This window comes from Pseudomonas sp. B3G-3, from assembly GCF_028640915.1.
Lineage (GTDB): Bacteria > Pseudomonadota > Gammaproteobacteria > Pseudomonadales > Pseudomonadaceae > Aquipseudomonas > Aquipseudomonas chlororaphis_I.
In genome coordinates this window covers 79144-98155 of the sequence record NZ_JAQZAB010000067.1, presented here as the reverse complement: position 1 = coordinate 98155, position 19012 = coordinate 79144, and the positions used below count along the sequence as shown (strand labels likewise).

Sequence of the window (19012 nt, the reverse complement as noted above, 5' to 3'; positions counted from 1 at the left end):
TCCTGTAGGAGCGAAGCTTGCTCGCGAAAAACCTCAACGTTGACGGGGTGTCTGGGACACTGCGCCGCTCTGACGTTTTTATCGCGAGCAAGCTTCGCTCCTACAGGGGTAGAGGCTGCGGTAAGGCTTGGGGTTGTGCAGTGCGGCTCGCCCGCCGAAGGGTTTTGAGAATCTCGATACGCAGGGTGCCCAGCTCTTCCACCAGCTCGGCACGCGGCTGAGGCAGGTCGATGCGCCACTCGCCGAGGGTTCGCGCCGGGCTGTTACCCAGTAGCAGAATGCGCTCGGAAAGCAGCAGGGCTTCGTCGATGTCGTGGGTGATCAATAACGCCGCGGTGCGGTGCTCGGCGATCACCTTGAGCAGCAGTTGCTGCATGTCGGCGCGGGTCACTTCGTCCAGCGCGCCGAAGGGCTCGTCGAGCAACAGCACCTGCGGCTGGCGCGCCAGGCAACGGGCCAGCGCGGTGCGCTGGGCCATGCCGCCGGACAGCTGCGCCGGGTAGTGCCCGCGGGCGTGCTGCAGGCCGACCTCGGCGATTGCCTGGTCGACCCGCGCCTGGCGCTGCTGGGCGCTCAGCGCCGGCTGGCGGGCGAAGTCGAGGCCGAAGGCGACGTTGTGTTCCAGGTTCAGCCAGGGCAACAGGCTGGGGTCCTGGAAAGCCACGGCCACCCGTGGATGCGGGCCGTCCAGCGTTTGCCCCAGCAGGCTGACGCTGCCACCCTGAGGCGCCTGCAAGCCGGCCAGGACCCGCAACAGGCTGGATTTGCCAACGCCGCTGGGGCCGAGGATCGACACCACCTCCCCCGGCTGCAAGCGCAGGTCGAAGCCTTCCAGCACCGCTTGCCAGCCGTGTTCGCCGGGGTAGCCGAGGCTGACCTGCCGGGCTTCGAGCAAGGCCGCGCTCATGCCGCCGCGTCCCGCGCCTGGCGCTGCAACTCGGCGCGCAACTGCACCAGGCTCGGCGTGACGACCGGCACGAAGGCCGACTCGCGCCAGCGTCGGGCAAAGCCGCTGCCATGTTCGCTCAGGTAGGCCTTGCCGCCACTGGCCTGCAACTCCAGCTGCACGGCATTGGCGACGGCTTCGGCCAGGGCGATGCGCAGCCGGAACAGCGCCGCGGGCTGGGTCAGGAAACGCCCCTCCAGCAGGCCGCGCTTGAGCTCATCGACGCGCGCCTCCAACTGCTGGCGTTGCTCCTGCAAGGGCTCGCGCAGGATCGAACGGCCGCTGTGCAAATGGGTTTGCACTTCATCCAGCGCGCGCCGCGCCAGGCCGATGGCCATGCCACATTGCAGGCCGAGAAACGCCGGGCGCACCGCCGGCAGAAAGACCTTGGCGTCCTCGTGCAGCAACCAGTCATGGCCAACCTCGACCTGTTGCAACTCCAGCGCCGCGGTGTTGCTCGACTGCAAGCCCATCAGTTGCAAGTCCTCCGAGCGTTGCAGGCCAGCCAGGGTCGCGGGAATCGCCAGGACAAAGGGCGCGCCACCCTCTTCGTGCTCGATGGCCGCGGCCACCACAAAACCGCTCTTGCGCAGATTGGTGACCCAGTGCAGGGCCCGTTCAGGCACCAGCCGCCGGCTTGTGGCAACGCACGGACTTGCAGGGCCTCGATGCCCGAGAGGAACTTCATGGCGTTCGACAGCCCGGTGGCTCCCGCCAACTTGCCGCTGAGCAGGTCCGGCAACAGACGCTCGCGCAAGGCCGCGTTGGGGCTGTGCAGCAAGTATTCGATAAAGGCCCGCTGGCCCCAGAACACAAAGGCCGCCGCCAGGGAATGGCTGGCCACCGCGGCCACCGCTTCCACGGCAGCGCCCAGGTCGCCGTCGCTACCGCCCTGCCCAGGCGGGATGCCAATCCGCAGCACCTGGGCCTCGGCCAGTCGCGCCAGCACCTGCTGTGGGTCGCAGTGGCCCAGATCCAGGGCCTGGGCCTCGGCGTCCAGCCATTGACTCAATGCGGGGTCGAGCATGTGGTTTTCTCCTTTTCTACGCGGCAGCGGCCCACCGGCCGTGCCTTGAATCCAGCCGCTGCATCATTGCTGCGGCGCTTGCCAGCGGTACTTGGCCAGTTCCGGGTTCAGCGGCGTGCGGGCGAACACGTTGGCGAAGTTGCACAGGGTCGCCAGGCTCACCCCGAGAATCACCTCCAGGGCATTGCCCTCGCTGTAGCCGGCGGCCTTGAACGCTGTGAACGTCGAATCGCTGACATTGCCGCGGGTGGCGATCACCTCGGCGGCGAAGGCAGCCAGCTCCTGCAGCTTTTCCTCCGGCAAGGGGCTGCGCTCACGCAACGCGCTGATCACTTCGTCCGGCAGCTTGGCCTTGTTCTGCGCCACCGCAGTGTGCCCGGCCACGCAGAAATCGCAACCGTGGGTGGTGGCCGCCACCAGCTGCACCACTTCCCGTTCGGCCAGGCTCAGCTCAGCCTTGCCATTGAGCGCCGATACCGTAACGTAGGTCTCCAGCGCCGCCGGGGCATTGGCCAGGATGCCCAGCAGATTGGGGATGAAGCCCGAGTTGTTCTGGGCGTTCTGCAAAAATGGCCGGGCCGCTTCGGGAGCGCTTTGCAGGCTGTGTAGAGTGATGCGCGACATGCGGTGGACTCCTGTTGTGTAGGTGTCCGGCCAGTCTGTTGGTTATAAGAATTTCGATCCATATTCTAAAGTAGCGATTACTTGCTCCTGAGTGTTTCCATTAGATGATTTCGTCCAGCCCACTGGTTGATTGGTTATTAGAAAGCCTCGAACTCGACGCCAGCCTGTTCCATGTCGGCCGTTACTGCGGCGGCTGGCACGCCAGCACCCACGGCCTAGCCCGGGCCAGCTTCCACCTGATCGTGCAAGGCCATTGCTGGCTGCATATCGAGGGCCAGGAGCAGGCCCAGCGCCTGAATGCCGGGGATGCGCTGTTCCTGCTGCGCGACCTGGACTATCGCCTGTCCAGCGCCGAACAGCGTAGTGCCGCCCATGAACTGCCACGCAGGGCCATGCAGGCGTTCGACGCTCACGCAAAAGATCAGGCCGAAGATGGCGTGGGCCTGGTCTGCGGTTTCTTTCACTTCAGCTCCGGGCTGTCGTCGCTGATCATCGACGGCCTGCCGGACTGGATCGTACTGCGCGCCGGCGACCCGTCCCTGAGCGCGGCCCGGGCGCTGTTCGAGCTGATCCTGGAAGAATGCCAGCGCATACCCGCGCCCTCTTCGGCGCTGCTGGAACGCCTGAGCCATCTGCTGTTCCTCTATGTGCTGCGCCAGCAGGTGGCCGACAACCAGGGCCTCGGCGGACTGGTGGCGCTGGCCCGGCATCCGGCCTTCGCCGCGCTGCTGGAACAGCTGATCGAACACCCCGAACAGCCCTGGCCCCTGGAAAGCATGGCGGCCTGCACCGGGCTGTCGCGCTCGGCCTTCTTCAAGCGCTTCAACGAACTGGCCGGGCAATCCCCGGGCCAGGTCCTGCTGGCGCTGCGCATGCGCCACGCCTGCCAGTTGCTCAAGGCCAACCACACCGTGGAACAGGCCGGCGCGGCGGTGGGTTATCAATCGGTGGCGGCCTTTACCCGGGCCTTCGCCAAGGCCGTAGGCGTGCAGCCGGGAGCCTATCGCCGCCAGCACGAAGGACGCTGACGCTCGGCAGTCCTCAGCGTTCGCTTACGGGTTCAGCGCCTGGGTAAAGGACGTATCGACAACAGTCGCGGTGGCCAATGGCGCCGGCAGCGCCTTGACCTTGAACAGGAAGTCCGCGGTGCTTTGCAGGTCGGCGGCGGCCTGTTGGTCCACCGGGCCGACGCTCATGTGCGCCTGGCGCAACCAATGGCGGGAGACGTTCGGGTCGAGGTTGGCCTTTTTCGCCCACAGGTCGGCGTACTGGTCGGTGTGGCTGTCGACCCAGGCGCGGGCCTGTTTCAGGCGGCCGAGGAAGTCGGCGATGGCGGCGCGCTTGCTGTCGATGGCCGGGGTCGAGGCGGCGATGGCGCTGAGGCCGGGCATCAGGTTCTTCGCGGTGAGGATCGGCCGCGCGCCGGAGAACAGGATCTGTTGCGAGATATAGGGTTCCCACACCGGGAAGGCGTCGATGCTGCCCTGGGGCAAGGCCGCGGCGGCATCGATCGGCATCAGCTTGATGAACTCGACATGGTCCTCCGGCAGGCCGGCCTGCTCCAGGGCGCGCAGGGTCAGTTGCTGGCTCCAGGCGCCGGGCCAGTAGGCGACCTTCTTGCCCTTGAGGTCGGCGATGGTTTGCACCGACGAGTCCTTGGGCACCAGCAAGGCGATGGTGTCCGGGTTCTGTCGCGAGACGCCGATCAGCTTCACCGGCGCCTGTTTCGCGGCGAGGAACAGAAAGCCCGAATCGCCGAGGAACCCCAGGTCCAGGGCGCCGATGTTCAAGGCTTCGGCCAGCGGCGCGGCGGCCTGGAAGTGTTTCCAGTCGACCTTGTAGGGCGCGCCTTCGAGCACACCCGAGGCCTCCACCGAGGCTCGCACGTTGTAGTAGTTCTGATCGCCGACATGCAGGACCAGCGGCTCGGCGGCCTGGACCAGGGGTACCGCGAACAGGGTGCTGAAGAGCAGGCGGCGCAAGCGTCGGGAGAGCGTCATGGGAAATTCCTGGATGATTGGAAAAGCGGATTTTCTAGAACATAACGCTCTTAGAATCCGGTTTTGAAATTCTGTTAACGCATAAGCTCATAGCCGCTTCTGCATCCGCAACCCGTAGCTGTTGATAGAGAAACAGCAAGGCAACAGGCTGTTGGCCAGGCAACATCGCCTGAAGCTTCTTTCTCCTGGCAACGCCTGGAAACCGCCCTTCCCCGGTCTATGGCACAGAGCCTGCAATATTCCTTTCCGGCAGGACTCACCCCTGCCTTCCGTTACTTTTGAAATAAGAGACGGAAATAACAACATTGCCCTCTCGCCGCCTTGTCCGGAGCCGCTCCATGAAACCCGTCTTCCGCTTCCCCCTGGCCCGCGCCAGGTACCTGCTCGGCGCCTGCGCCCTGGCGCTTAGCCTGCAACCCCTGGCCCAGGCCGCGGAAAGCCCGCCGGCCGAAGTGCACCTGGACTACGCCTATTACTCGCCGGTCAGCCTGGTGCTCAAGCGCTTCGGCTTTCTCGAGAAGGCCCTGCCCCAGACCAAGGTCAGCTGGGTCCTCAGCCAGGGCAGCAACCGCTCCCTGGAATACCTCAACAGCGGCGGCGTCGACTTCGCCTCCTCCGCCAGCCTGGCGGCGGTGCTGAGCCGGGCCAACGGCAGCCCGATCAAGTCGGTGTACGTCTACAGCCGCGCCGAATGGACCGCCCTGGTGGTGCGCAAGGATTCGCCGTACCGGACAGTCGCCGACCTCAAGGGCAAGAAGATCGCCGCCACCAAGGGCACCGATCCCTACCTGTTCACCCTGCGCAGCCTGCAACAGGCCGGGCTGAAAAAAGACGATGTGGAGCTGGTGCACCTGCAGCACCCGGACGGCCGCACCGCCCTGGAAAAAGGCGACGTCGACGCCTGGGCCGGCCTCGACCCGCATATGGCCGCCAGCGAAGTACAGGCCGGCTCGCGCCTGCTGTACCGCAACAGCGCCTTCAACAGCTACGGCGTGATCAGCGTCACCGAGCAGTACGCCAAGGAGCATCCGCAGACCATCGCCACCGTGCTCGCCGCCTACGAGCAGGCCCGCGAATGGTCGCTCAAGCACCCGGACGAGTTGGCCAAGCTGCTGGCGGACGAATCCGGCCTGCCGCTGGAAGTGGCCCGGCTGCAACTGTCGCGCACCGACCTCGGCAGCCCGCAGTTGAGTGCCGAGGATGTGCTGGCCTCCAAGGCCGCCGCGCCGATCCTGGTCTCCGAGGAACTGGTGCGCCGCGGGGTGAACGTCGATCAGGTGATCGACCAGTTGCTCGACACCGGCGTCAAGCAGGCCGTGGCCCGTCAATAACCTACCGCCCAGGCGACAACCGAGCCCGCGCCTGACGCGGATTCGGCGTTGCCGGAGAATCGCCATGAGCAGCGACAGCAACAACCTCTCGACCCGCCTGGCCTTGTCCGCGCCGGGCAAGCTCCCGCGCTTCAACCCCGTCCGCTGGCGCCTGCGCCTCAAGGGCCTGGCCTTGCCGATAGCGATCATCCTGCTGCTGGAGATCGTGGTGCGAATCGGCTGGCTGCCGTCGTACCAGATGCCGGCCCCCAGCGAGATCGCCCTGACCCTCGGCGACCTGGCCCAAGGCGCGCTGTGGAAACACATCGGCGCCAGCCTGCTGCGGGTGCTGCTGGGCTTTGCCATCGGCGCCAGCCTGGCCCTGGTATTCGCCGCCTGGGTCGGCCTGAGCCGGGAAGCCGAAGCCTACCTGGAGCCGACCTTCGCCGGCCTGCGTTCGATCCCCAGCCTGGCCTGGGTGCCGTTGCTCCTGCTGTGGCTGGGCATCGACGAGACCTCGAAGGTGGTGCTGATCGCCATCGGCGCCTTCTTCCCGGTGTACCTCAATGGCGTGGCGGCGATTCGCGATATCGACCGCAAGCTGGTGGAGGTCGGTCATATGTACGGTTTCGGCCGGCGCCGGCTGGTGCGGCGGATTCTCCTGCCAGCCGCCCTGCCCGGCCTGTTCACCGGCTTGCGCAGCGGCATGAGCCTGGCCTGGATGTTCCTGGTGGCCGCCGAACTGATCGCCGCCACCAAGGGCCTGGGTTATCTGCTCAGCGACGGCCGGGAAACCTCGCGGCCGGACATCGTGCTGGCGGCGATCATCGTCCTCGCCGTGCTCGGCAAGCTCAGCGACGGCCTTCTCGCCGGCCTGGAAAAACGCTGCCTGGCCTGGCGCGACACCTTCAATGGCCAAGGCAGCCATGACTAACGCACAGAGAATCGAGCCATGACCCAAGCCCTGCTGGATATCCACGTGGAGCGCAAGACCTTCGCCACCACCACCGTCCTCGACGATATCCACCTGCAATTGCAGCCGCGGGAAACCGTCAGCCTGCTGGGCCCCAGCGGCTGCGGCAAAAGCACCTTGCTGCGGATCGTCGCCGGCCTGGAGAAGGACTTCCAGGGGCAACTGCTGAGCCATACCGAACGCCTGGCCTTTGTCTTCCAGGAGCCGCGGCTGATGCCCTGGCTGACGGTGGAACAGAACATCGGCTTCAGCGACGACAAGCATTACGACCGGGCCTGGGTCGCGCAACTGATCGAGGAAGTCGGCCTCGCGGGTTTTGCCCAGGCCCTGCCCAAGGCGCTGTCCGGCGGCATGGCGCAGCGGGTGGCGATTGCCCGCGGCCTGTACTCGCGGCCGCAGGTGCTGCTGCTCGACGAGCCCTTCAGCGCGGTGGACGCCTTTACCCGGATGAAACTGCAGGACCTGCTGCTGCAACTGGCCGAGCGTCACGCCATCGCCCTGCTGCTGGTGACCCACGATGTCGACGAGGCGCTGTACCTGAGCGACCGGGTGCTGGTGATGGACAACCGCCCCAGCCGTATTCGCCAGGAACTGGCGGTGCAACTGAGCCACCCGCGGGACCGTCGCGACCCGCTGCTGGCGCGCCTCAAGGCGTTGGCCCTGACCGAATTGCACAAGGCCCATGTGATTTGAGCGGGCGTTGTTACGGGCTCGAAAGCTAAGAACACAAAGGAATTAATAAATAAATAATCAGTATTTATGGTTATAAAAATAACCACGTACTCTCAGCTCATCCCGCCCATTGGTCACGACAGTGAAGTGCCTTATGAAACCGACTGACAACGTTATCGACTTCGCCCAGTTCCGCAAACGCAAGCAGGCCCAGCAACTGGCCCGGGCCATGTGGGAGCTGTACGCGCGCAATGCCGGTTACCAGGCGTTCCAGTGGATTCAGGCGGCCCAGCCGACCAGGACATACCACGCGTGAGCGTCCAGGAGCCCTCGCGCTTTCTAGCGAGCGCCGACGAACCCGGCCTTGATTTGAGCCACCTGGAAACTCAGGAAGAAGACCCCATCAGCGAGCGGGTCGCGCAGAACCTGCAACGCCTGCGCAGCAAGCGTCATCTGTCCCTGGATGCCCTGGCCCGCCAGTGCGGGGTCAGCCGGGCGATGCTGGCGCAGATCGAGTCCGGGCGCAGCGTGCCGTCGATCAAGGTGCTGTGCAAGATCGCCAAGGGCCTGAAGGTGTCGGTCGCGGCCTTTCTCGAACACCGCGCCTTCGAAGGTGTGGCGGTGCTGCCATCGAGCCAGAGCAAACGCCTGGTCAGCGCCAACGGCGCCTTTGTCAGCCGCGCCCTGTTCCCCTTCGACGTGGCGCGCCAGTCGGAATTCTACGAACTGCGCCTGAGCCCGCTCGGCGAAGACCAGTCCGAAGGACACGGACCGGGGGTCCAGGAAAACCTGGTAGTGTCCCAGGGCGTACTGGAAATCAGCGTCAACCAGGAACGCTACCTGCTCTCCACCGGCGACTCGATCCTGTTCTACGCCGACCAGCCGCACCGCTACCGCAACCCGGCCGACAGCGAGGCGGTGGCCTACCTGGTGGTGACCTATCCGGAACGCCTGGACTGAACCAGCCGGGACTGTGCTGACAGGGCGGGTCCTGCGGCCCCGATCGCAGGCTGCGCCAGCGGCTACGAATGCCAATAGTCCCTCTATAGAAAAAGCCCGGCGGGATCATCCCGGCCGGGCTTTTTTGTGCCGCCGCGAGGAATCAGCAGGTGCAGCACATCATCGGCATGCCGTTGCAGCTCATCATCATTGGCATGCCGCAGTCGTTCATCATCTTCATCATCAGGGCGCAGCAGCTTTTCATCATGTCCATGTTCATGCCGGCCATCGGCATGATCTTGCACATCATGCAGTCGGCTTCGAGGGTGCATTCCATCACGCACTTCATCGACGGCATCGGCATGCCCATCATCGGCATTGGCATCATGGCGCCCATCATCGGCATGGCCATGCTCGCCTGGGACATGCACATCATGCTCATGTTGGCGCAATGCATCATCATCGGCATGCCGCAGTTCATCATCATCTGCATCATTTGCGCGCTGTTCTTGAACATGGCCATGTCCATGCCCGCGGCCGGCGTCATCTTGCACAGCATGCCGTCGTCCATCATTTCGCAGCTCATGGTCGCCATCATCATCGGCATGCCCATCATCGGCATCATCGGCATGTTGGCGTTCATCGGCATTTGCATCTGCATGGCATTCATCATGGTGAAACTCCCTAAGCGATTCGATAGTTGGACGAAGCTGATGGGGCGGATTCTAGGGAGTGGCGAATGCCGCACAAGATGCCGATCGAACAGCAATCGCGGCTGCCGGGGCAGCTTCAGCGCAGCCGTTCGCGCGGGATTTTCCGCTTGAGCAGCCAGATGGATTTCATCGCGGACGGGAGCAGGACCGCAGCGTGTTTTCCGCTGCGATGGATATGCGCGAATCAGCGCATTCAATAACCCAAAGAAATAATCATTCTAAGGAGGCCCGACTTTTCTCGGGAAAGGCGGCTTGCCACCCTTGCCGGTGCCCCTGTGGCAGGGTTCGGCGAGCGTGGCAAGCGAGGTGCAGGGTCGGGATCGAAAGCCTCAGAGCTTGGCGATCGACACTTCAGTGGATTTGACGAAGGCGATGACCTCGCTGCCGACCTTCAATTCCAGGTCGCGCACCGAGCGCGTGGTGATCACCGAGGTGACGATGCCCGAGGCGGTCTGCACATCGATTTCCGAGACCACCTGGCCTTCATGGATCTCCTTGATGACGCCCTTGAACTGATTGCGAACGTTGATTGCCTTGATGGTCATGGTGAGCCTTCCTGTCTGGGGTGGGCACTGGCGCATCGCCGTGCAGGCCTCTAAGGTGCCCTGTGTTTTCAGACATTAAAAGGAATAAATAGTAGTTATTTTATTCCTTAAATGAATATAAAAGATCGCCTCCCTCACTTCGTTACCTTGACCGGCAACCGCGCCTTTGCTTCTCTGGGTCCTTGCTAACCCTTTCAGGAGATTGTCATGCGAACACTCGATCTGGCGGGCGTGCCCGTCCCGGTGATTGGCCAGGGTACCTGGCGCATGGGCGAGGAGCGCCACCAGCGCAACGCCGAGATTGCCGCATTGCAGGCCGGTATCGAACGGGGCATGAGCCTGATCGATACCGCCGAGATGTACGCCGAGGGCGGCGCGGAGGAAGTGGTTGGCGCCGCCATCACCGGCCAGCGCGACCGGGTGTTCCTGGTCAGCAAGGTGTACCCGCACAACGCCAGCCGCAAAGGCATTCCCCAAGCCTGCGACCGCAGCCTGCGGCGCCTGGGGACCGACTATATCGATCTGTACCTGCTGCATTGGCGTGGCCAATACCCTCTTGAAGAAACGCTGGAAGCCTTCGAACGCCTGCGCGAAGACGGCAAGATCGGCCGCTGGGGCGTTTCCAATTTCGACCTCGATGACCTCGAGGAACTGGCGAGCCCGGCCTGCGCCACCAACCAGGTGCTGTACAACATCGAGGAACGCGGCATCGAATTCGACCTGCTGCCCGCCGCGCAACAGCAGCGCTTGCCGCTCATGGCTTACTGCCCTATCGCCCAGGCCGGCAAGCTGCTGCGCCACCCCGCGCTGCAGCAGGTCGCCGAACGCCATGGCGTGACCACGGCCCAGGTTTCCCTGGCCTGGGTCCTGCGCCAGGAAGGTGTGATCGCCATTCCCAAGGCGGTGCACCCCGAGCATGTCCGGCTGAACGCCGAGGCGGCCGGGTTGCGCTTGCACGACGAAGACCTGGCGGCCATCGACCAGGCCTTCCCCGCGCCACTGCGCAAGCAGCGACTGGCAGTGGTCTGATCCGGTCGCGAGCGGCACCGCAGCGAAAAAACCTGGCACCCGTGCCAGGCTCTTTTCGTCGTCGACAAGGCTGGAAGCGGCGAAATACCAGCGACTTTAAGGATCGTCCTATCCCGGATTAAGGAGGGTTTATTTAGAGTGGGTCCATGAGATTAAAGACCTACCTTCATCAGATCAGTCCCGTATTTTCCAGTCCTGAAGCCGCTAGCAGGTTGCTGCGTCTTTTCGCGCTCATTCTTTTGGTTGGTATCCTCGGAGCCGTCTACAACTTCCTCAATTCCACCCTCAGCAACGACATTTCCCGGCGCCGCGGCTACATGAGCAGCGCCATCGCCGAAGCCCAGACCTTCTTCACCAGCCGCGAGGCCTTGCTGGAAAGCCTCAGCCTGTCCGCGGTACGCCGCTCCAAGCAGGCCCAGGCCCTGGTGTACCTGCCCTCCACCGAAGAACTGCACCTGCAACTGGGCGACCTCGATGACCCATGGAGCATCTGGCTAAGCGTGCGCATGCGCGAATACTTCAAGGCCAAGCAGGTCAACCTGCTGTATGTGAGCCCCGGTCCCGAGGCCCGGGTCATGCGCCTCTACAGCAGCAACCCGACCTCCCCCAACCTGCCCAGGACCATCCTCTCCAAGCTTGAGGCGCTCAACCATGGAGAGCATCCGGACACCAACGAGCTGTGGCTCACCGACCCGTCCACGCAGACTTCGCAGCTGTACATTTTCACCCGGCTCGACGAGCGCACCGATGACTCCGGCTGGCTGGGCCTGGAAATGGATGGGCGGGAAGTGCTCAAGGCCCTCAGCGACCAGAGCGCCGGCGAGTTCATGATGTTCAACTCCGAAGGCGCGCTGCTGTTCACCAACACTCCGGCCGGACGCCTGGGGCAGGCCCTGCAGCAACTGCAAGGCAGCAACTTCTTCGGTTTTGTCGGCAGCCGCTGGTGGCCCGATCACCTGGTGATCCGCAAGCAACTGATGACCTCCGACTGGCAACTGGTCTACTCCTTCAGCCTGCAGTCGCTGCTGATCGCGCTCTGGCCCCAGCTGGCCGGCGCCCTGGTGTTCTGCCTGTTCAGCATCAGCCTGATCTGCCTGCTGACCCGCCGCATCGAGCACCGCTTCATCACTCCTGCGCTGAGCCGTATCCAGGCCCTGGTCGAGAGCGAGCTGTTCAGCCGCGACGTGATCCAGACCGCGCCCGTGGCCTTGTGCGTGCTGCGGCGTACCGATGGCCAGGTGGTCCTGGAAAACACCCTGGCGCAGCAGTGGCTGGGCGACGGCATCGAACGGGAAATACTCTGCGCCGGCTGGATCCAGCAAGCCTTCAAGAGCCACGAACCGAACCGCTTCGACTACTTCGAGACCGCCGATGGGCGCCACCTTTACCTGAGCTCCGCGCCCACCCGCTACAAGGGCGAAGACGTGTTGTTCTGCGCCTTCAGCGACATCAGTGCGCGCAAGCAGGTGGAAGCCGCGCTGGAAGAAGCCCGGCAGATGGCCGACGCCGCCAACGAAGCCAAGACCCTGTTCCTCGCCACCATGAGCCATGAAATACGCACCCCGCTGTATGGCGTGCTGGGCACCCTGGAGCTGCTCGCGCGTACCCAGCTGGATACCCAGCAGCGCGACTACCTGCGCGCCATCGAGTGTTCTTCCTCGACCCTGTTGCAGCTGATCTGCGATGTGCTGGACGTGTCCAAGATCGAAGCCGGGCAACTGGCCCTGGAGCTGAATGAGTTCTCGCCGCTGGACCTGGTCCACGAGCTGATCCAGGGCTATTCCGCCGCCGCGTCGAACAAGGGCCTGCTGCTCTATTCCTGCGTGGACCCGCAGATCCCCGAGCGCCTGATCGGCGACGTCACCCGCATCCGGCAGATCCTCAGCAACCTACTCAACAACGCAGTGAAGTTCACCGACCTGGGGCGCATCGTGCTGCGGGTCAACCTGCTGAGCCGCGATGGCGAGCGCTCCAGCATCCTGTGGCAGGTTTCCGACACCGGCAAAGGCATTGCCCAGGATCATCAGCCACTGATATTCGAACCCTTCTATCAAACCGGCGGCAATACCAACGTGGTGGCGGGCACTGGTCTGGGCCTACCTATCTGCCAGCGCCTCACGCAATTGATGAACGGCAGCCTGCGCATGGTCAGCGAACTGGGGCTGGGCAGCAGCTTCTCCCTCACCCTGCCCCTGGAAGCCGCGATCGATGGGCCGGTCACCCTGCCCGCCACCCAGCTGCTGCCGGAAACCATCTATGTGATGTCCAGCGTGCGGGAGCTCGCGGAGTCCATCGGCGGCTGGCTGCGCCAGTGGGGAGCCCGGGTGCAGCTGTGCCATCCCTCGAAGATCGCCCCGACCAGCGATTGCCTGCTGGTGGAGGTCCACCCCGGCGAACTGGAACAACGCCTGCAACCGGACTGGCCCGGTCCGCTGATCCTCGCCACCGGCACCGGCAACAACGAACCGCAGGTTCGTACCGGGTGCTGGCACGTGAACCTGAACCACCTGCGCTCCATTCACCAGGCGGTCAGCCAGGCCCAGGGGCTGTGGGTGGCCAAGGCCGAGAGCCACAACGAACACTGGACGCTGAAGCAACTGGAACTGAAGGTGCTGGTGGCCGAAGACAACGTCATCAACCAGTTGATCCTCAGGGATCAGCTCGAAGAGCTGGGCTGCAGCGTGGAGCTTGCGTCGAACGGCGAGGAAGCCCTGTCGATGTGGAACCCCGAGCGGTTCGACCTGGTCCTCACTGACGTCAACATGCCCGTGATGAATGGCTATGAACTGGCCAAGGAGTTGCGACGCCGTGGCTGTACGGTCCCGATCATCGGTGCCACGGCCAACGCGATGCGTGGAGAAGAAGAGCAATGTCTGGCGGCCGGAATGAACCATTGCCTGGTCAAACCTTTTGCATTACGCGCCCTGTTCAATTACCTAGCGCCCTATGAAAGAGCGAAGAATGAAGCCCTGTAGCATATTGATCGTTGAAGACCATCCCTTCCAGCACATGTACCTGCAGCATCTGTTCGGTGAGCTGGGCCCCTATTACCTGGAAGGCGCACGGGATGGCGAAGAGGCGCTGGAACGCTTGAAATGGCGCAAGTTCGACCTGGTGCTCACCGACCTGTTGATGCCGGGAATGGATGGCGTGCAGTTCATCCAGGGACTGGCGGCCCTGCACTCCAAGCCGGCGCTGGCGATCATGAGCTCGGCTTCGCGGCGCATGCTGATGAGCGCCAGCCTGGTCGCCAAGAACCTCGGGGTGAAAGTCATCGGCCTGATTTCGAAACCGGTGAACCTCGCCGCCCTGCAAACCCTGACCACCCAGCTGAGCATCTCGCAGCCGAGCTCGCCACGCCCCTTGCCGACCGCCATGCTCAATCGGGCCGCGCTGGCCCAGGCCATCCAGGAAGAGCAGTTCGAGGCCTGGTTCCAACCCAAGAAATCGCTGTTCAACGGCCGCATCGTCGCCGCCGAAGCCCTGGTCCGCTGGATGCATCCGACACAGGGCATGCTGCTCCCCGACGCCTTCCTGCCCGCCCTCAAGTCCTTCGATCTCGAGGAGGAGCTGCTGTGGCTGGTCTTGCGCCAGGCGATCCAGGCCCAGGCCCGCTGGCGCCAGCATGACTACGATATTCCGGTGTCGATCAACCTGCCGACCCATCTGCTCAACAGCCACGACCTGGCGGACCGCCTGTTCGACTTTGTCATGGAACATCAGGGCGTACCGGGGCAGATCTGTTTCGAACTCATGGAATGTTCGGTGCCCCAGGACATCAGTAACTTCTATGCCGGCGCCTGCCGCTTGCGCATCAAGGGCTTCGGCCTGTCCCAGGACGACTTCGGCAAGGGCTACAGCTCGTACATGAACCTGGTTTCCACCCCGTTCACCGAGCTGAAGATCGATCGCGCCCTGGTCCAGGGATGCCATGCCAGCGAAGAACTGACCAAGGCCCTGACCAGCATCATTGCCCTGGGTCGCCAACTGGGCCTGACCGTGGTCGCCGAAGGCGTGGAAAGCGCCGAGGAGTTGGCGCTGTTGCGCAAGATCGACTGTAGCCAGGTGCAGGGGTTCCTGATCTCTCGCGCAGTCCCCTCCGAACAGTTTCAACAGCTGCTGGTGAACGACGGTCCAGCCGCCAGTTATTGAACCGAGGACACCCACCCTTCAGGATTACATGCCCCACATCACTGACAAGTCGTTGTTTAAAGGTAAAATCCTCAAGGCTTCGACTTTTTCATGTTTTTTTGGATACCAGTGATGAACCACCAGGACACGCTTCTCGAGAATCTGAAACGATACTCGACTCGCCTGAACAAGGGATTGTTGATTTTTCTCGGCTTGACCCTGCTGTTGATCGCCATCAGTTACTGGTCGTCGCACAAACTGCTCGAAGAACAACACGACAGGTTCAAGGCGCACTTTGCGCGGATGATGGAAGACATCCGCGAACATGAAGACTTCCTCCGTGGCGTCGCCGTACAAGGCACCCAGGTCCCCTTGCGCTCCAGCGACTCGGGTTCGTACCTGAAAAGCGCCTTGCCCGAAGAGGGATTGCACAACTACCTGGGCCAGGAATTCGCCTTTTCCACGCCCTTCAGCCTGTCCGTCAACCAACAGAACATCGCACCTGACACCTTGGCCAGGCTATCCGATCTGGGAGAGCACCTGACCGATTACTACAGCGCCTTCTGGTCCACTTCCCATTACCAGTCACCGCCGTTTTTTCTGTTCGATGTCGAGGACAGCTTCAATATCGGCATTCCGGCAGCCGGGCATTCACGAGACCCGCTCTGGAAAAACGACACCCCCAACAAGGCACTCGTCCTGCAAACACTCAAGCTGCTGCTGGCGAACGATCCGGCACGGGCCGATGGCGTGGTCGATTGGGAACCCCTGGTCCCGCATCAAGCCAACGAGGCCCCCGTCCGGCTGCTGGCCTATGTCAGCGCCCACCTCGGGCCGCAAGGGTCAGGCGTCCAGGACGCCGGCAACCCGGTCGGCATTGCGTCGCTGTTGAGCATGGACCTGGTCAGTGACATCAAGCGACTCATGCCGTGGTCGACCTATGACCATGTGACCCTGATCGCCCCCTCCGGCAAGGTGCTGAGCGGTTCGCTGCAACCGGGCAACGTGCTGCATGACGGGCTGAACATCACCGGCGACGGCATGGTCTTCAAAGTCTCGAGCAACTCCGCCGAGCCCTGGACCGCCCTCTACACCATCGGTTTCAAGAGCTACTTCAACTACACCCTGTGGCCCTTGCCGGTCTTGCTGGCCTTGCTGATCGGCGGCATCGGCTGTGGCTGGCTGGTCAGTCGCCGGTATCAGTCGCGCATCGTCAAACCGGTCTACGAGGCTTACCAACGCACCGCCGAAAGCGAGGCCTTCAGCCGGGCCGTGATCGATAGCGCGCCCACCGGCCTGTGCGTGGTGCGTCGCTCGGACTTCAAGGTCCTGCTGGAAAACCGCAAAGCCCAGCAGTGGCAAGGCAGCACAAAACTGCGGATGGCCCTGGAGAACCGGCAGGACCTGTCCGTCGCCGGTGAAACCCGGCTGGACATTGACGGTACCCACCTGCAGGTAGGGTTCGTGCCCACCCGTTACCAGGGCGAGGATGCCGTGCTTTGTGCCTTCCACGACGTGACCAGCCATATCGAGGGCGCGGCCATGCTGGAACAGGCGCGACGCTCCGCCGATGCGGCGAGCGAAGCCAAGACCCTGTTCCTAGCCACCATGAGCCACGAAATACGCACCCCGCTCTACGGCGTGCTGGGCACCCTGGAACTGCTCGGGCTGACGCGCCTGGATGCGCGGCAGCGCGAACACCTGCAAACCATCCAGCGCTCGTCCAGCACCCTGTTCCAATTGATCAGCGATGTGCTGGACATTTCCAAGATCGAATCCGGGCAGATGGCGATCGAGTCCCAGGCGTTCTGCCCGTTGCAGATGATCGAGGACACGCTGCATGCCTACAGTGTCTTCGCCGAAAACAAGGGCTTGCTGCTGTACGCCTGTGTCGATGCAACGTTGCCCGACCAGTTGCAGGGCGACCCGATACGGATCCGCCAGATCCTCAACAACCTGCTCAGCAATGCCATCAAGTTCACCGACACCGGCCGTGTCGTGCTGCGGGTCAGGGTCCTGGAATCCGTGGAGGGCCAGGCCAGCCTGGAATGGCAGGTCACCGACTCCGGCATCGGCATCTCGCCAGCCCAGCAGGAGCGGCTGTTCGACACCTTCTACCAGGTACGCGACGCTTCCAGCGAGGCCGGTGCCGGGCTCGGCCTGGCGATATGCCGCTGGTTGACAGAAATGATGGACGGCCAGATACGCGTGGTCAGCGAGCCCGGCCTGGGCAGCAGCTTCTCGCTGCGGCTGGGGCTGAAGGTCATGCCGGGCTCGCTGGATGGCTGCGCGGACATCCTGCCAACCACCCAGGCGGTGTATGTGCGGGCGCCCGCCGTGGAGCTGACGCAGAGCACCTGCGACTGGCTGAATCGCCTCGGCGTGGTCGCCAAGCCATTGCCGGCCTTTGTCGAAGAGTCGCGCCAGGCCAACCTGCTGGTCGATGTCCTGCCCTCCGACAACCTGCCCGCCTGGGCCGGCCCCCGGGTCCTGTGCGCCAGCGGCGAACACCCGCCGGCACAGCCAAAGCCAGGCTGCAGCGTGGATGCCCATGATGTGCGGGCCATTGCCAGGGCCGTCTCCCTGACCCTGCATGGGAAAACCATTGCGCCCGCCGCTCCCGAATACGACCTGAGCAGCAGGCTCGGCCTGCATATACTGGTGGCCGAGGACAACGCGATCAATCAGGCGATCATCAAGGAGCAACTCGAAGCCCTGGGCTGCACGGTGACCGCCGCCTCCAACGGCGAAGAAGCCTTGCAGCTCTGGCAGCCGCAGGTGTTCGACCTGGTGCTGACCGATGTGAACATGCCGCTGCTCAACGGTTATGAACTGACCCGGGCCCTGCGTGAGCGCGACCGGGAGGTTCCGATCGTCGGGGTCACGGCCAATGCCCTGCGCGAAGAAGGTGCCCGCTGCATGGCCGTCGGCATGAATGCCTGGCTGGTCAAACCCTTGAGCCTGCAGACGCTGCACCACTACCTGTCGAATCTCTGCGCGAACGCGCCTGCCCAGGAACCGCAACCGATGATCGATGCAACGCCTCCCCCCGCGACCGGCGACACCATGATCGAGCTGTCTCCGAAAATGCGTGCGCTGTTCATTACCACCATGCGCCAGGATATCCAGAGCGTGACCGACGCCCTCGACGCCCAGGATGCCAAGCGGCTCGCCGAGCGACTGCACAGCGCCGCCGGCGCGCTGGGTGCCGTGCAGTTGAGCGCACTGGCGAAAAACTGTGCCGAACTGGAGTCCCGGATACTGCAAAGCGCGACGACTTCTTCCGTGACCCTTGAGGTGAAAAGCCTGATACAAAGCTTGACGGATATTCTTAATGCACTTGAATGAGACGCGACAAGATTTGATGAACGCAATCCCTTATTCTTTCTCCTTACCAACCGGCGTATTACGAGTGGCTAGTCATGGAAAAATTTAAAGTAGTCATCGCCGACGATCACCCGATTGTTCTGCTCGGCGTTCGCGAGTTGATGGAACGAGAAAGCAACTTTGAAATAGTCGGTGAAGCCATCAGCTCACAGGGCTTGATCGAAATCCTCGAGCAACAACCGGTCGATATCGTCATTACCGATTACAACATGCCCGGGGATTCTCCCTACGGCGACGGCCTCAAGCTGGTCGAGTACCTCAAGCGCCACTTCCCGCGCCTGCAGGTACTGATCCTGACCATGATCTCCAACCAGTTGATCCTTACACGCCTGCATGAGCTGGGGGTGGTCGGGGTGATCCAGAAAAGCCAGCTGCACAATGAAATCCAGGTGGCGCTCAAGACCATCGTCGAAAGAGGTTCCTATCAGAGTATCGAACCTGCGCCGAGCTCGGTCATCGAGTCCAATGCAAGCATCGACGACCGGATTTCCATGCTCTCGCCCAAGGAGTTTGAAATCCTGCGGCTGTTCGTTTCCGGCAAGAGCGTCAGTGACATTGCCCGAAGCCAGAACCGCAGTTCGAAGACCATCAGCGCACAGAAAATCTCCGCCATGCGCAAGCTGGAAGTCGAGAGCGACCAGGACCTGCTGACGTACTGCATCGGTCGCAACATCTTCAACTGACCCCGCCCCTTTCACCCAGCAAAGACAGAAGGC

17 protein-coding genes and 1 pseudogene are annotated in these 19012 nt (G+C 63.1%); 12 read left to right on the top strand and 6 right to left on the bottom strand.

The window, feature by feature from the left end; genetic code table 11:
• Nucleotides 1-100 precede the first annotated feature (100 nt).
• From PVZ80_RS06735 to PVZ80_RS06725, 3 genes and pseudogenes are all read right to left on the bottom strand, one after another.
• Nucleotides 101-907 carry an ABC transporter ATP-binding protein gene (locus PVZ80_RS06735; RefSeq protein ID WP_016705144.1) on the bottom strand — a complete coding sequence of 269 codons (807 nt, stop codon included), beginning with the start codon at nucleotides 905-907 and terminating at the stop codon, nucleotides 101-103.
• Nucleotides 904-1973, bottom strand: a pseudogene (locus PVZ80_RS06730) (acyl-CoA dehydrogenase family protein). The gene PVZ80_RS06735 and the pseudogene PVZ80_RS06730 overlap by 4 nt, the downstream one beginning before the upstream one ends.
• 63 nt (nucleotides 1974-2036) lie before the next feature.
• Nucleotides 2037-2597 carry a carboxymuconolactone decarboxylase family protein gene (locus PVZ80_RS06725; protein ID WP_273863575.1) on the bottom strand — a complete coding sequence of 187 codons (561 nt, stop codon included), beginning with the start codon at nucleotides 2595-2597 and terminating at the stop codon, nucleotides 2037-2039.
• 104 nt (nucleotides 2598-2701) lie between these two features.
• Between PVZ80_RS06725 and PVZ80_RS06720 the strand changes: the two genes are divergently transcribed.
• Complete coding sequence (locus PVZ80_RS06720) at nucleotides 2702-3625, top strand: AraC family transcriptional regulator (RefSeq protein ID WP_101282560.1); 924 nt, start codon at nucleotides 2702-2704, stop codon at nucleotides 3623-3625.
• A gap of 24 nt (nucleotides 3626-3649) precedes the next feature.
• Here the strand turns inward: PVZ80_RS06720 and PVZ80_RS06715 are convergent, their stop codons facing one another.
• Nucleotides 3650-4597, bottom strand: a complete 948-nt coding sequence (locus PVZ80_RS06715) for an ABC transporter substrate-binding protein (RefSeq protein WP_273863574.1) — start codon at nucleotides 4595-4597, stop codon at nucleotides 3650-3652.
• Nucleotides 4598-4935: 338 nt separating this feature from the next.
• Here PVZ80_RS06715 and PVZ80_RS06710 point away from each other — a divergent pair, with 338 nt between their 5' ends.
• The 5 genes from PVZ80_RS06710 (at nucleotide 4936) to PVZ80_RS06690 (ending at nucleotide 8512) form a co-directional block, all read left to right on the top strand.
• Nucleotides 4936-5928 carry an aliphatic sulfonate ABC transporter substrate-binding protein gene (locus tag PVZ80_RS06710; RefSeq protein WP_273863573.1) on the top strand — a complete coding sequence of 331 codons (993 nt, stop codon included), beginning with the start codon at nucleotides 4936-4938 and terminating at the stop codon, nucleotides 5926-5928.
• 64 nt (nucleotides 5929-5992) lie between these two features.
• A complete protein-coding gene (locus PVZ80_RS06705) occupies nucleotides 5993-6841 on the top strand; it encodes an ABC transporter permease (RefSeq protein WP_009049195.1) in 849 nt (282 codons plus the stop codon).
• 18 nt (nucleotides 6842-6859) lie between these two features.
• Nucleotides 6860-7573: an ABC transporter ATP-binding protein gene (locus tag PVZ80_RS06700; protein ID WP_016705137.1), complete on the top strand. Its 714-nt coding sequence runs from the start codon at nucleotides 6860-6862 to the stop codon at nucleotides 7571-7573.
• A gap of 133 nt (nucleotides 7574-7706) precedes the next feature.
• On the top strand, nucleotides 7707-7868 hold the full coding sequence (locus PVZ80_RS06695) for a hypothetical protein (RefSeq protein WP_009049197.1): 162 nt from the start codon (nucleotides 7707-7709) through the stop codon (nucleotides 7866-7868).
• Between the two features lie 53 nt (nucleotides 7869-7921).
• The gene (locus PVZ80_RS06690; protein WP_371356831.1) at nucleotides 7922-8512 is read left to right on the top strand and encodes a helix-turn-helix domain-containing protein; all 591 of its coding nucleotides are present in this window, start codon (nucleotides 7922-7924) and stop codon (nucleotides 8510-8512) included.
• A 142-nt stretch (nucleotides 8513-8654) separates the two neighbouring features.
• Here PVZ80_RS06690 and PVZ80_RS06685 read toward each other — a convergent pair whose 3' ends face one another.
• On the bottom strand, nucleotides 8655-9164 hold the full coding sequence (locus tag PVZ80_RS06685) for a hypothetical protein (RefSeq protein WP_273863572.1): 510 nt from the start codon (nucleotides 9162-9164) through the stop codon (nucleotides 8655-8657).
• Nucleotides 9165-9230: 66 nt separating this feature from the next.
• Here PVZ80_RS06685 and PVZ80_RS06680 point away from each other — a divergent pair, with 66 nt between their 5' ends.
• Nucleotides 9231-9404, top strand: coding sequence for a hypothetical protein (locus PVZ80_RS06680; RefSeq protein ID WP_155499990.1), 174 nt, complete (start codon nucleotides 9231-9233; stop codon nucleotides 9402-9404).
• 129 nt (nucleotides 9405-9533) lie between these two features.
• Here the strand turns inward: PVZ80_RS06680 and PVZ80_RS06675 are convergent, their stop codons facing one another.
• Nucleotides 9534-9749, bottom strand: coding sequence for a TOBE domain-containing protein (locus PVZ80_RS06675; RefSeq protein WP_009049200.1), 216 nt, complete (start codon nucleotides 9747-9749; stop codon nucleotides 9534-9536).
• 207 nt (nucleotides 9750-9956) lie between these two features.
• Between PVZ80_RS06675 and PVZ80_RS06670 the strand changes: the two genes are divergently transcribed.
• The 5 genes from PVZ80_RS06670 to PVZ80_RS06650 all read left to right on the top strand — a co-directional run bounded on the left by PVZ80_RS06670 (nucleotide 9957) and on the right by PVZ80_RS06650 (nucleotide 18979).
• Entirely contained in the window at nucleotides 9957-10778 is an 822-nt protein-coding gene (locus PVZ80_RS06670; RefSeq protein ID WP_009049201.1) for an aldo/keto reductase, read from the top strand.
• A gap of 146 nt (nucleotides 10779-10924) precedes the next feature.
• Nucleotides 10925-13753, top strand: coding sequence for a response regulator (locus PVZ80_RS06665; RefSeq protein WP_028684101.1), 2829 nt, complete (start codon nucleotides 10925-10927; stop codon nucleotides 13751-13753).
• The gene (locus tag PVZ80_RS06660) at nucleotides 13740-14930 is read left to right on the top strand and encodes an EAL domain-containing response regulator (RefSeq protein WP_009049203.1); all 1191 of its coding nucleotides are present in this window, start codon (nucleotides 13740-13742) and stop codon (nucleotides 14928-14930) included. The genes PVZ80_RS06665 and PVZ80_RS06660 overlap by 14 nt, the downstream gene beginning before the upstream one ends.
• A 111-nt stretch (nucleotides 14931-15041) precedes the next feature.
• Nucleotides 15042-18257 carry a hybrid sensor histidine kinase/response regulator gene (locus PVZ80_RS06655; protein WP_273863571.1) on the top strand — a complete coding sequence of 1072 codons (3216 nt, stop codon included), beginning with the start codon at nucleotides 15042-15044 and terminating at the stop codon, nucleotides 18255-18257.
• 74 nt (nucleotides 18258-18331) lie between these two features.
• Nucleotides 18332-18979 (top strand): response regulator, encoded by a 648-nt coding sequence (locus tag PVZ80_RS06650; protein WP_009049205.1) that lies wholly within the window; start codon nucleotides 18332-18334, stop codon nucleotides 18977-18979.
• Nucleotides 18980-19012: the final 33 nt, after the last annotated feature.

Bases quoted from the DNA above. Each gene is read 5' to 3' on its own strand.
- PVZ80_RS06735 (WP_016705144.1), bottom strand. From the start codon at position 907: ATGAGCGCGGCCTTGCTCGAAGCCCGGCAGGTCAGCCTCGGCTACCCC.
- PVZ80_RS06725 (WP_273863575.1), bottom strand. From the start codon at position 2,597: ATGTCGCGCATCACTCTACACAGCCTGCAAAGCGCTCCCGAAGCGGCC.
- PVZ80_RS06720 (WP_101282560.1), top strand. From the start codon at position 2,702: ATGATTTCGTCCAGCCCACTGGTTGATTGGTTATTAGAAAGCCTCGAA.
- PVZ80_RS06715 (WP_273863574.1), bottom strand. From the start codon at position 4,597: ATGACGCTCTCCCGACGCTTGCGCCGCCTGCTCTTCAGCACCCTGTTC.
- PVZ80_RS06710 (WP_273863573.1), top strand. From the start codon at position 4,936: ATGAAACCCGTCTTCCGCTTCCCCCTGGCCCGCGCCAGGTACCTGCTC.
- PVZ80_RS06705 (WP_009049195.1), top strand. From the start codon at position 5,993: ATGAGCAGCGACAGCAACAACCTCTCGACCCGCCTGGCCTTGTCCGCG.
- PVZ80_RS06700 (WP_016705137.1), top strand. From the start codon at position 6,860: ATGACCCAAGCCCTGCTGGATATCCACGTGGAGCGCAAGACCTTCGCC.
- PVZ80_RS06695 (WP_009049197.1), top strand. From the start codon at position 7,707: ATGAAACCGACTGACAACGTTATCGACTTCGCCCAGTTCCGCAAACGC.
- PVZ80_RS06685 (WP_273863572.1), bottom strand. From the start codon at position 9,164: ATGATGAATGCCATGCAGATGCAAATGCCGATGAACGCCAACATGCCG.
- PVZ80_RS06680 (WP_155499990.1), top strand. From the start codon at position 9,231: ATGCCGCACAAGATGCCGATCGAACAGCAATCGCGGCTGCCGGGGCAG.
- PVZ80_RS06675 (WP_009049200.1), bottom strand. From the start codon at position 9,749: ATGACCATCAAGGCAATCAACGTTCGCAATCAGTTCAAGGGCGTCATC.
- PVZ80_RS06670 (WP_009049201.1), top strand. From the start codon at position 9,957: ATGCGAACACTCGATCTGGCGGGCGTGCCCGTCCCGGTGATTGGCCAG.
- PVZ80_RS06665 (WP_028684101.1), top strand. From the start codon at position 10,925: ATGAGATTAAAGACCTACCTTCATCAGATCAGTCCCGTATTTTCCAGT.
- PVZ80_RS06660 (WP_009049203.1), top strand. From the start codon at position 13,740: ATGAAGCCCTGTAGCATATTGATCGTTGAAGACCATCCCTTCCAGCAC.
- PVZ80_RS06655 (WP_273863571.1), top strand. From the start codon at position 15,042: ATGAACCACCAGGACACGCTTCTCGAGAATCTGAAACGATACTCGACT.
- PVZ80_RS06650 (WP_009049205.1), top strand. From the start codon at position 18,332: ATGGAAAAATTTAAAGTAGTCATCGCCGACGATCACCCGATTGTTCTG.